Below are 8,855 nucleotides of genomic sequence, written 5' to 3' on the forward strand. Positions count from 1 at the left end.
CATGGCCAAGACTTCGCGGCGACCCGCGCGGGACCCCCGGACCCCGCCGCGACGGCCCACCCCGCACCCTTCCGGTGCCCGCGCGCCCCAGATCACGCAGGACAAGCTCCCCCGGCACGTCGCGATCGTGATGGACGGGAACGGCCGCTGGGCCAAGGCGCGCTCGCTGCCCCGGACCGAGGGCCACGCCCGCGGCGAGGAGTCGCTGTTCGACGTGATCGAGGGGGCCATCGAGGTGGGGGTCCGCTACCTCTCCGCGTACGCGTTCTCGACCGAGAACTGGAAGCGCTCGCCGGAGGAGGTCCGCTGGCTGATGGGCTTCAACCGTGACGTCATCCGCCGCCGCCGCGACCAGCTCGACTCCCTCGGCGTCCGGGTGCGCTGGGCGGGGCGCCGACCGCGGCTGTGGCGCAGCGTGATCAACGAGCTCGAGGACGCCGAGGCACGCACGGTCGACAACGACGTGCTCACGCTGCAGTTCTGCGTCAACTACGGCGGCCGGGCCGAGATCGTCGACGCGGCCCGGCGGATCGCCGAGCTGGCGGCCGCCGGTCAGCTCGACCCGGCCAAGCTGACCGAGGATCGTTTTCGCCGCTTCCTCGACGAGCCGGAGATCCCGGACGTCGACCTGTTCGTCCGCTCCTCCGGTGAGCAGCGGACCTCGAACTTCCTCGTCTGGCAGTCCGCGTACGCCGAGATGGTCTTCCTCGACCGGCTCTGGCCCGACTTCGACCGGCGCGACCTGTGGCGGGCGATCGAGCTGTACGCCGACCGGGACCGCCGCTACGGGGGAGCCGTGCCCAACGCGCTCCGGGGCCGGGACGCCCCTGAGGGTGGTGAGCCGCCGGCTGGCGCGTGAGATGATGGGCCGATTCGACAGCGACGATCCGCGGACGCGCACTTCCGGTGCCGGGTCGCGAAGTGAGGGCACGTAGATGACCGGAAACGCAACCTATCGGCTGAGCAACACGAGCGTCCTCTCCGTGGTGGGCGTCGAAGCGCCCGTCGTGATGACGTCCGAGGCGTTCGACGACCGGCTCGCGGCGACGTACGAGCGCACCGGGCTCCGGCGCGGCATGCTGATGGAGCTGGCCGGGGTCGTGCAGCGGCGCTGGTGGCCCGAAGACGTCAGCTTTGCCGACGCCGCTTCGATGGCCGGAGCCAAGGCTCTGGCTGAGGCCGGCATCACGCCGTCCCAGGTCGGTGTGATCATCTCCACGGCCGTGACCCGGCCGCACCTGGAACCCTCCTCCGCCGTCGCGGTGCACCACCAGCTGGGCCTGCCGACGAGCTGCTTCAGCTTTGACATCGCGAACGCCTGTCTCGGTTTCGTGAACGGCCTGCAGGTCGCCGGTCTGATGATCGACTCGGGCCAGGTCGACTACGTGCTCGTGGTGGACGCGGAGTCGGTCCAGGACCTGCACGAGGCAACCCTGCAACGGCTCGAGCGCCCCGAGGCGACTGCCGAGGAGGTCAAGGCCCAGTTCGCCAGCCTCACCATCGGGTCCGGTGCTGCCGCGATGGTGCTCGGCCGCACCGACCAGCACCCCGAGGGCCACCGGCTGGTCGGTGGCGTCAGCCGGTCCGGCAGCGAGCACCACGAGCTCTGCATCGGCGACATGAACCTGATGCAGACCGACAGCCGGGCGCTCTTCGAGGCCGGCATCGCCTTGGCCATGGAGACCTGGAAGGACTCCCAGGAGGACTTCGACTGGTCCGACGCCGACTTCTTCTTCTGCCACCAGACCTCGGTCAAGCACATTGCGGCGATGGCGGCGGCCCTCGGGGTCAGCTCCGACCGTTGCCCGACCACGGTGCAGGACCACGGCAACCTCGGGGCCGCGGCCGTACCGTTCACCCTGGCCCAGAACCTCGACCGGCTGCAGCCCGGGATGCAGGTGATGCTGCTCGGCATCGGGTCTGGGCTGAACACCTCGTTCGCCGAGATCATCTGGTGATGGCCCCGCCCGAGGCGCCGGGCACCCCCGCTGCGGCGCTCACCGGGTTGCCGGACGTCGACCCGGCCTGGTCGCGGTTCGTCGAGGTGGCCGACGCTGACGGTGTCTCGCACCGCTGGCACGTCCTCGAGCGCCCGGTAGCCGATAGCACGGTGGCCGAGGGCAGCACGCCCGTCGCGACCATGCTGTGCGTCCACGGCAACCCCACCTGGTCCTTCCTGTGGCGCCGCTTCCTGGCCGCCGCCCCGCCCGGCTGGCGGGTGGTCGCGGTCGACCAGCTCGGGATGGGCCTCTCCGCCCGTACGGCGCAGCCCCGCACGCTCGCTCGACGCGTCGCCGACCTCGGTGACCTGACGGCCGCCCTCGGCATCACCGGACCCGTCGTGACCGTCGGCCACGACTGGGGCGGCATCATCTCCGCCGGCTGGGCGCTGGCGCACCGTGACCAGCTACGAGGGGTGGTGTTGACCAACACCGCGGTCCACCTCGCCGACGGTGACGCCGGTCCCGGACTCATCCGGCTGGCCCAGACCCCGCTGCTGCGGAACACCGTCTGCGTCCGCACGCCGGTCTTCCTGCGCGGCGCCAGCGCGCTCTCCCGGCCGTCGCTGCCGGCGGCGGTCCGGCGCGGCCTCGAGCTGCCGTACGGGTCCGCAGACCGTCGGGGTGCCATCGGCGACTTCGTGGCCGACGTGCCCTTCGACGCCCAGCACCCCAGCGCCCCGGCGCTGGCCGCCATCGCCGCGGGACTGACCGAGCTCGCCGACGTACCGGCGCTGCTCATGTGGGGGCCGCGCGACCCGGTGTTCGCCGAGCGCTACCTGGAGGACCTGCTCACCCGGCTGCCGCACGCCGACGTCCAGCGCTATCCGCGGGCCTCCCACCTCGTCACCGAGGACGCTCCCCAGACCGCCGCCGACGCGTGGCGCTGGATCGGCGAACGGACCGGCCCGGACGCCGTCCCCCCCGTCGAGCGGCCGGCTGGCTCGAGCGAGCGCCTGTGGCTGCGACTGCTGGAGCACGCCGACGACCCGACGACTGCGGTCGTCGAGCTCAGCGGTGGGGAGCGCCGTTCGGTGACCTTCGCCGAGCTGAACGCCCGGATCCGCAACCTGGGCGCCGGGCTGGCCGCCTCGGGCGTCCGGCCGGGCGACCGGGTCGCACTGCTCGTACCACCCGGGATCGACCTCACAGTGGCGGTGTACGCCTGCTGGCAGGCGGGCGCGGCGATCGTGGTCGCCGACGCCGGCCTGGGGTTGCGCGGGATGGCGCACGCCCTGCGCAGCGCCGCCCCACAGCACGTGATCGGCATCCCGAAGGCGCTGGTCGCGATGGCGGCGCTGCGGGTGCCCGGCCGCCGGATCGTCGTCGGCGGCAGCGACCGGGTGGCCCGCGTCTTCGGCTGGACCGCCGAGCTGACCCAGCTCGAACGGCTCGGCGCCGACCGTGACCTGCCGGACCTGCCGGTGTCGTCGGAGCAGGGGGGCGACGAGGGTGCGGTGCTGTTCACCTCGGGCGCGACCGGACCCGCCAAGGGTGTCGTCTACCTGCTGCCCCAGCTGCGCGCCCAGATCGACCAGATCGCTGCGGTGCTGCGCCTGGGACCCGAGGACCGGCTGGTGGCGGCGTTCGCCCCCTTCGCCCTGTACGCGCCGGCGATCGGGATCGGTGCCGCCGTCCCCGACATGGACGTCACCGCACCCAACACGTTGACCGCGACCGCCCTGGCCGACGCCGTCGAGGCGATCGACGCCACCAGCGTCTTCGCCTCGCCCGCCGCGCTCCGCAACGTGGTCGCCACCGCGGGCGCCCTCGACGACCGGCAGCGGAGCGTCCTGGCTGGGGTCCGTACGGTGCTCTCCGCCGGTGCCCCGGTGCCGGCGTCGCTGCTGCGTCAGGTGCAGACCGTGCTGCCCGGTGCTGAGCTGCACACCCCGTACGGGATGACCGAGGTGCTGCCCGCCACCGACATCTCGCTGGCCCAAATTGAGACGGCGCAGATCGAGGTCGCGGACGCGGGGAACGGCGTCTGCGTCGGCTGGCCGCTGCCGAGCGTGACGCTCAGCCTCAGCCCGATGGACGAGCTCGGCCGCGCCGAGGGGGCGTTGACCACCGAACCGGGCGTGACGGGGGAGATCCTCATCGCCGCACCGCACCGCAAGCAGCGCTACGACCGGCTGTGGGCGACCGAGCAGCAGAGCTCGCGCAACGCCGGTTTTCACCGCAGCGGCGACGTCGGACATCTCGACCCCGAGGGTCGGCTGTGGGTGGAGGGCCGGCTGGTGCACGTGGTCACGACCGCGGACGGTCCGGTGACCCCGGTCGGGATCGAGCAGCGGATCGAGCTGCTGGACGCGGTCTCGGCGGCCGCTATCGTCGGGGTCGGTCCGACCGGCACCCAGCAGGTGGTCGCCGTGGTCGTCCCGGCCGAGCCCGGGTCGGGTCGCGGTCTTGCTCCGCCACCGCTGGCCGACGAGGTCCGGGCCGCGTCGCCGGTCCCGCTGGCCGCCGTGCTGGTGACCGACGCGCTGCCCGTCGACATCCGGCACGCCTCGAAGGTCGACCGGGCCCGGGTCGCCCGCTGGGCCGGCGGGCTGCTCGCCGGCGAGCGCGTCGGCCGGCTGGCCAAGGTCCGGCGATGAAGGTCCTGGTCACCGGGGCCAGCGGCCTGCTCGGCGGTCAGACCGCCCGCGCCTTGGCCGAGCGCGGCGACGAGGTCACCGTGCTGCAGCGCCGACCCGCGGGTCTCGGTCTGCGTGAGGTCCTCGCCGACGTGGCCGACGCCGATGCGGTCCGTACGGCCGCCGAGGGTCAGGACGCCGTCGTCCACCTGGCGGCCAAGGTCAACGTCACCGGAGCCGAGGCGGCGTACCGCCAGGCCAACGTGGTCGGCACCCGGAGCGTGGTCGCGGCGTGCCAGCAGGCCGGGGTGGCCCGGCTGGTCAACGTGTCGTCGCCGTCGGTGGCGCACGCCGGTGCGTCGCTGGTCGGGGTCGGCGCCGGGCCGGCCGACCCGGCGTCGGCGCGCAGCCCCTACGCCCGGAGCAAGGCTGAAGCCGAGCAGATCGCACTGGCCGCCGACAGCCCGGAGCTCGCCGTGCTGTCGATCCGGCCGCACCTGGTCTGGGGCCCGGGCGACACCCAGCTGGTCGGTCGGATCGTCGCCCGTGCCCGGTCGGGCCGGCTGCCGCTGATCGGTCCCGGTGCCGTGCTCGTGGACACCACCTACGTGACCAACGCCGTCGACGCCCTCGTCGCGGCGGTGGACCACTGTCGTCCCGACGACGTGCACGGCGAGGCCCTGGTGGTCACGAACGGCGAACCCCGGCCGATCGGGGAGGTGCTGAGCTCGTGGTGCCGCGCCGCCGGGGTGCCGGCGCCGACCCGGCACATCCCTGTCCCGCTCGCCACCGCCGCCGGCCTGGTGGCCGAAGCCGTGTGGTCGCTGCGGCCCGGTGACGACGCCGACCCGCCGCTGAACCGTTTCCTGGTCGAGCAGCTCTCCACGGCCCACTGGTTCGACCAGCGGCGGACGCGTGAGGCGCTCGCTTGGATGCCGCGGGTAAGCCTGGACGAGGGCTTCGCCGAGCTCGCCCGCTGGTACTCCAACCCGTCCGAGAGGGCCTCCTGAGATGGACCTGCCTCCCGCCCTGCTTGCACTGCTGGAGCAGCCGAGCCCGTGCTTCGTCGCCACCACGATGCCGGACGGCTCGCCGCAGCTGACCCAGACCTGGGTCGACACCGACGGCCAGCACATCCTGATCAACACGGTGCAGGGCTTCCAGAAGGTCCGCAACCTCGAGCGCGACCCCCGGGTGGCCGTTGCCGTCAGTGACCCGGCCAACCCGTCGCGCTACTTCCACGTCCGCGGCGAGGTGGTGGAGATCACCACCGACGGCGGCGTCGCGCACATCGAGCGGCTGGCCCAGCGCTACCTGGGCACGCCCTACCCCTGGTACGGCGGCCGGGACCAGGTCCGGCTGGTAGTGAAGATCCGCGCCGACAGCGTCGGCGCCACCGGTTGAACCTGGTGCTTGGCTCAGCCCGTCCGCAGTCGGGCGAGGGCGAGCAGCACGACCAGGACGAGCATGAAGAGCCGGGTCAACCGGCCGCCGTTGCCGACCGCGGGCCAGGACAGGTAGGCGATCCAGGCCACGAAGGCGGCCACCACGACCAGCGCGGCCACGCCGATCGCGGTCGGCGCCAGCACGCCGACGGCGATCAGCACCACAGTCAGCAGCGGCACCACCGGCTTCGGCATCCGGTGCAACCGGACCAGCAGGGGGCGGCTGCTCCGCTCGACAGAGGTACGCAGGGTCGGGACAGGAGCGGGACCGGGCATGGCGTCCAGTCTGGCAGGTGTCCAGCGTGCTCTGCCCTTCCTCCGCGCGACCTGCCGACTAGGATGAGCCGATCCGGGGGACGGGGCCTGCGGACGCCCATGCCCAGGACACATGCACCAAGGAGCGGACGTTGACCTCGACCGACAGCAGGACCTCCCCGCTCGCGTCGGTACGGCGCCTCGCCCGGCCCGCCCGACAACGGGTCGAACCGCTGCTGCAGGGTTGGCAGCTCTACGGCGCGTTCCTGGTGGGCCGCGTCCCGGTGCACGCGCTGCGGCTGTTCTGGTACCGCAGCGTGCTGCGGATGCGGATCGGTGAGCACACCTCAGTGCACTGGCGGGCCGTCTTCTACCGCCCCGATCGGGTCACGATCGGCCACCACACGATCATCGGTAACGACATCTTCCTGGACGGCCGCCGCGGTATCACCATCGGCGACAACGTCAACGTCGGCGGCCACGTCCAGATCTTCACCCTGCAGCACGACCCGGACGACCCGGACTTCGGCACCAACGGCGGCCCGGTCGTGCTGGAGGACCGCTGCTGGGTCGCCTCCCGGGCGACCATCCTGCCGGGGGTGACCATCGGCGAGGGCGCGGTCGTCGCCGCCGGCGCCGTGGTCACCAAGGACGTCGCCCCGTACGCCGTCGTGGGCGGGATGCCGGCGAAGTTCCTCCGCGAACGGTCGCGGGACCTGCGCTACACCCTCGACTACCATCTGCCGCTGCAGTAGCGACCGGCTAGCGGGCCTTCTTCTTCGCGTCCGTCCTCTTGCCGTCCATGGCGATCCGTTCGTAGGCGTTCGGACCGATGGCACCGGACTTGAGCAGCGCGAGCCGCTCCGACAGGATCTCCTCGAGCTCGGGGAGCGACCGGCGCTCGAGCAGCATGTCCCAGTGCGTACGGGTCGGCTTCACCTCGCGGGCTTCGACCTGGACGCCGTCGGAGCGGACGGCCGCGGCCCAACAGGTCGGGCACTCCCAGGTCGTGGGCAGCGGCGCCTCGTCGGAGAAGACGATGGAGAAGCGGTGGTGGGCGGGGCAGTCGAAGGCGAGCTCGCGCCGGGGTGACAGGGTGACGCCCTGGTCGTTCTCGAAACTCTTCGATCCGAGGCCTGAGGCCTTGACGTTGCCGCTGCGCATGGTTGATCTGCTTTCAGGTGATGGGGGCGGTCGAAGCGCCGTGCGCGCTTCCCTGCCCTTTCCAAAGGTAGGTGCTGACTCCGACAAGCCCTAACGGGCGCTGTGGGGCAGCGGCCGGGCAGCGGCACCGAGGACGGCGCGCCCGGTGGGACAGCCAGGGTCAGAGCGCGAGCCCGCGCAGCCGTTCCTCGGCGCCGGCAACCGTACTGCGGGCCCGGGCGAGTGCGGTGGCGCACTCCTGCTCGAGCGTCGGGGTGGCGAGGATGGCCTCGACGTCCCCGGCGACGTCCGGGGCGGTCCGCAGGTCGATGGTCCGGGTCCAGCCGATGTCCTCCAGCAGCGGGGCGAACTTGCGGCTGTAGGCGAGCGCGATCGCCGGCGTGCCGACCGACAGCGCGTTCAGGCAGGCGTGCATCCGGGAGCCGATCACCACGTTCGCGCTGGCCACCATCTGGCGGACGTCGGAGAGCGAGGTCGGCACCAGCACTTCGGGCTGGTGGTCGAGGGTGGCCGCGAACTCCGCGATGGCCGGGACGTCGTTGTCGGCGACGTCGGAGTCGAGCACGTGGGCGAGCAGGGTGACCGTCCGCCCCGCGGCGACCAGCCGGGCGTACAGGTCGGCCACCAGCGCGCGGTAGGCGACCGAGTCGACGTGCGGGCCCGGAGTCCAGAGCAGACCGCTGACGTTGAGCAGCACGTCGCGGGTGACGACCCGGTCCGGGGCCTCGATGGCGAAGACCACGTCGGTGGTGAGGTGGTCCACGGGTCGGCCGAGCGTCTTGGCGTGGTCAGCGCTGAGCCGGTCGCGGGTCATCACCAGAGTCGCGGTGTGCAGGGTCCGGCGCGCGATCAGCTTGGCGCGGCGGCCGCTGAACGGGCCGATGGTCTGCGGGCTCATCACCAGCGGCGTCCCGGACCGGTGCACCGCCTCGGCGAGCAGGCTCATCGCGTACAGCCGGTTGAGCCCGTAGATGTCGGCGAAGCTGTCCCCGGCGCGGGTGTCGACCACCAGGTCGAAGCCCCGCAGCCAGCCCTTCAGGCCGGCGCGGCCGGTCACCATCTCCTTGCCCAGGGCCCGCGGGTCACCGACCTTGACCGGCGCCTCGCCGCGGCCGTAGGAGAGGAACGACAGCTCGGCGCCCGGATAGGCGCGCTGGACCAGTGCGGCCGAGCCGGCCGCGAGGGCCTGCACCCCCAGGTTGGGGGAGGTGTCATCAGCCCAGAGAACTAGCGCGCGCACAGATGGTCCTTCGTCGTCGGTCGGGCCGGCGACCACACGGTCGACGGCGGGGGGTTCCGTCCGAGGCTGAGACTACTGTGTCTTTGGCCTCCGCTTCGCTCCGGCGCGGATCGCGCGCCTCCGTCGACGTCGTCGCCGGTGAACGAAAAGCGTGTTCACCGGCTCCTCCTTT

9 protein-coding genes are annotated in these 8,855 nt (G+C 72.6%); 6 read left to right on the top strand and 3 right to left on the bottom strand.

What is annotated here, in order from left to right; genetic code table 11:
- Position 1: 1 nt before the first annotated feature.
- The 5 genes from ACFE76_RS18865 (at position 2) to ACFE76_RS18885 (ending at position 5,983) form a co-directional block, all read left to right on the top strand.
- Complete coding sequence (locus ACFE76_RS18865; RefSeq protein ID WP_375433321.1) at positions 2 to 859, top strand: isoprenyl transferase; 858 nt, start codon at positions 2 to 4, stop codon at positions 857 to 859.
- 76 nt (positions 860 to 935) lie between these two features.
- On the top strand, positions 936 to 1,958 hold the full coding sequence (locus tag ACFE76_RS18870) for a 3-oxoacyl-ACP synthase III (protein WP_375433322.1): 1,023 nt from the start codon (positions 936 to 938) through the stop codon (positions 1,956 to 1,958).
- Complete coding sequence (locus tag ACFE76_RS18875) at positions 1,958 to 4,600, top strand: alpha/beta fold hydrolase (protein ID WP_375433323.1); 2,643 nt, start codon at positions 1,958 to 1,960, stop codon at positions 4,598 to 4,600. The genes ACFE76_RS18870 and ACFE76_RS18875 overlap by 1 nt, the downstream gene beginning before the upstream one ends.
- Positions 4,597 to 5,589, top strand: coding sequence for an NAD-dependent epimerase/dehydratase family protein (locus ACFE76_RS18880; protein ID WP_375433324.1), 993 nt, complete (start codon positions 4,597 to 4,599; stop codon positions 5,587 to 5,589). The genes ACFE76_RS18875 and ACFE76_RS18880 overlap by 4 nt, the downstream gene beginning before the upstream one ends.
- Before the next feature lies 1 nt (position 5,590).
- On the top strand, positions 5,591 to 5,983 hold the full coding sequence (locus ACFE76_RS18885; RefSeq protein WP_375433325.1) for a PPOX class F420-dependent oxidoreductase: 393 nt from the start codon (positions 5,591 to 5,593) through the stop codon (positions 5,981 to 5,983).
- A gap of 14 nt (positions 5,984 to 5,997) precedes the next feature.
- On the opposite strand, the gene ACFE76_RS18890 is transcribed toward ACFE76_RS18885, so the two are convergent.
- Entirely contained in the window at positions 5,998 to 6,300 is a 303-nt protein-coding gene (locus ACFE76_RS18890; protein ID WP_375433326.1) for a DUF6703 family protein, read from the bottom strand.
- A gap of 305 nt (positions 6,301 to 6,605) precedes the next feature.
- Between ACFE76_RS18890 and ACFE76_RS18895 the strand changes: the two genes are divergently transcribed.
- Positions 6,606 to 7,034 carry an acyltransferase gene (locus ACFE76_RS18895; RefSeq protein WP_375433331.1) on the top strand — a complete coding sequence of 143 codons (429 nt, stop codon included), beginning with the start codon at positions 6,606 to 6,608 and terminating at the stop codon, positions 7,032 to 7,034.
- 7 nt (positions 7,035 to 7,041) lie between these two features.
- Here the strand turns inward: ACFE76_RS18895 and ACFE76_RS18900 are convergent, their stop codons facing one another.
- Both ACFE76_RS18900 and ACFE76_RS18905 read right to left on the bottom strand, forming a co-directional pair.
- Entirely contained in the window at positions 7,042 to 7,443 is a 402-nt protein-coding gene (locus ACFE76_RS18900; protein WP_375433327.1) for an RNA polymerase-binding protein RbpA, read from the bottom strand.
- 160 nt (positions 7,444 to 7,603) lie between these two features.
- Positions 7,604 to 8,683, bottom strand: a complete 1,080-nt coding sequence (locus ACFE76_RS18905; RefSeq protein WP_375433328.1) for a polysaccharide pyruvyl transferase family protein — start codon at positions 8,681 to 8,683, stop codon at positions 7,604 to 7,606.
- Positions 8,684 to 8,855: the final 172 nt, after the last annotated feature.

Origin of the sequence: uncultured Friedmanniella sp., assembly GCF_964244005.1 — a bacterium.
GTDB lineage: Bacteria > Actinomycetota > Actinomycetes > Propionibacteriales > Propionibacteriaceae > Microlunatus.

Bases quoted from the DNA above. Each gene is read 5' to 3' on its own strand.
- ACFE76_RS18880 (WP_375433324.1), top strand. From the start codon at position 4,597: ATGAAGGTCCTGGTCACCGGGGCCAGCGGCCTGCTCGGCGGTCAGACC.
- ACFE76_RS18885 (WP_375433325.1), top strand. From the start codon at position 5,591: ATGGACCTGCCTCCCGCCCTGCTTGCACTGCTGGAGCAGCCGAGCCCG.
- ACFE76_RS18890 (WP_375433326.1), bottom strand. From the start codon at position 6,300: ATGCCCGGTCCCGCTCCTGTCCCGACCCTGCGTACCTCTGTCGAGCGG.
- ACFE76_RS18895 (WP_375433331.1), top strand. From the start codon at position 6,606: ATGCGGATCGGTGAGCACACCTCAGTGCACTGGCGGGCCGTCTTCTAC.
- ACFE76_RS18870 (WP_375433322.1), top strand. From the start codon at position 936: ATGACCGGAAACGCAACCTATCGGCTGAGCAACACGAGCGTCCTCTCC.
- ACFE76_RS18875 (WP_375433323.1), top strand. From the start codon at position 1,958: ATGGCCCCGCCCGAGGCGCCGGGCACCCCCGCTGCGGCGCTCACCGGG.
- ACFE76_RS18900 (WP_375433327.1), bottom strand. From the start codon at position 7,443: ATGCGCAGCGGCAACGTCAAGGCCTCAGGCCTCGGATCGAAGAGTTTC.
- ACFE76_RS18865 (WP_375433321.1), top strand. From the start codon at position 2: ATGGCCAAGACTTCGCGGCGACCCGCGCGGGACCCCCGGACCCCGCCG.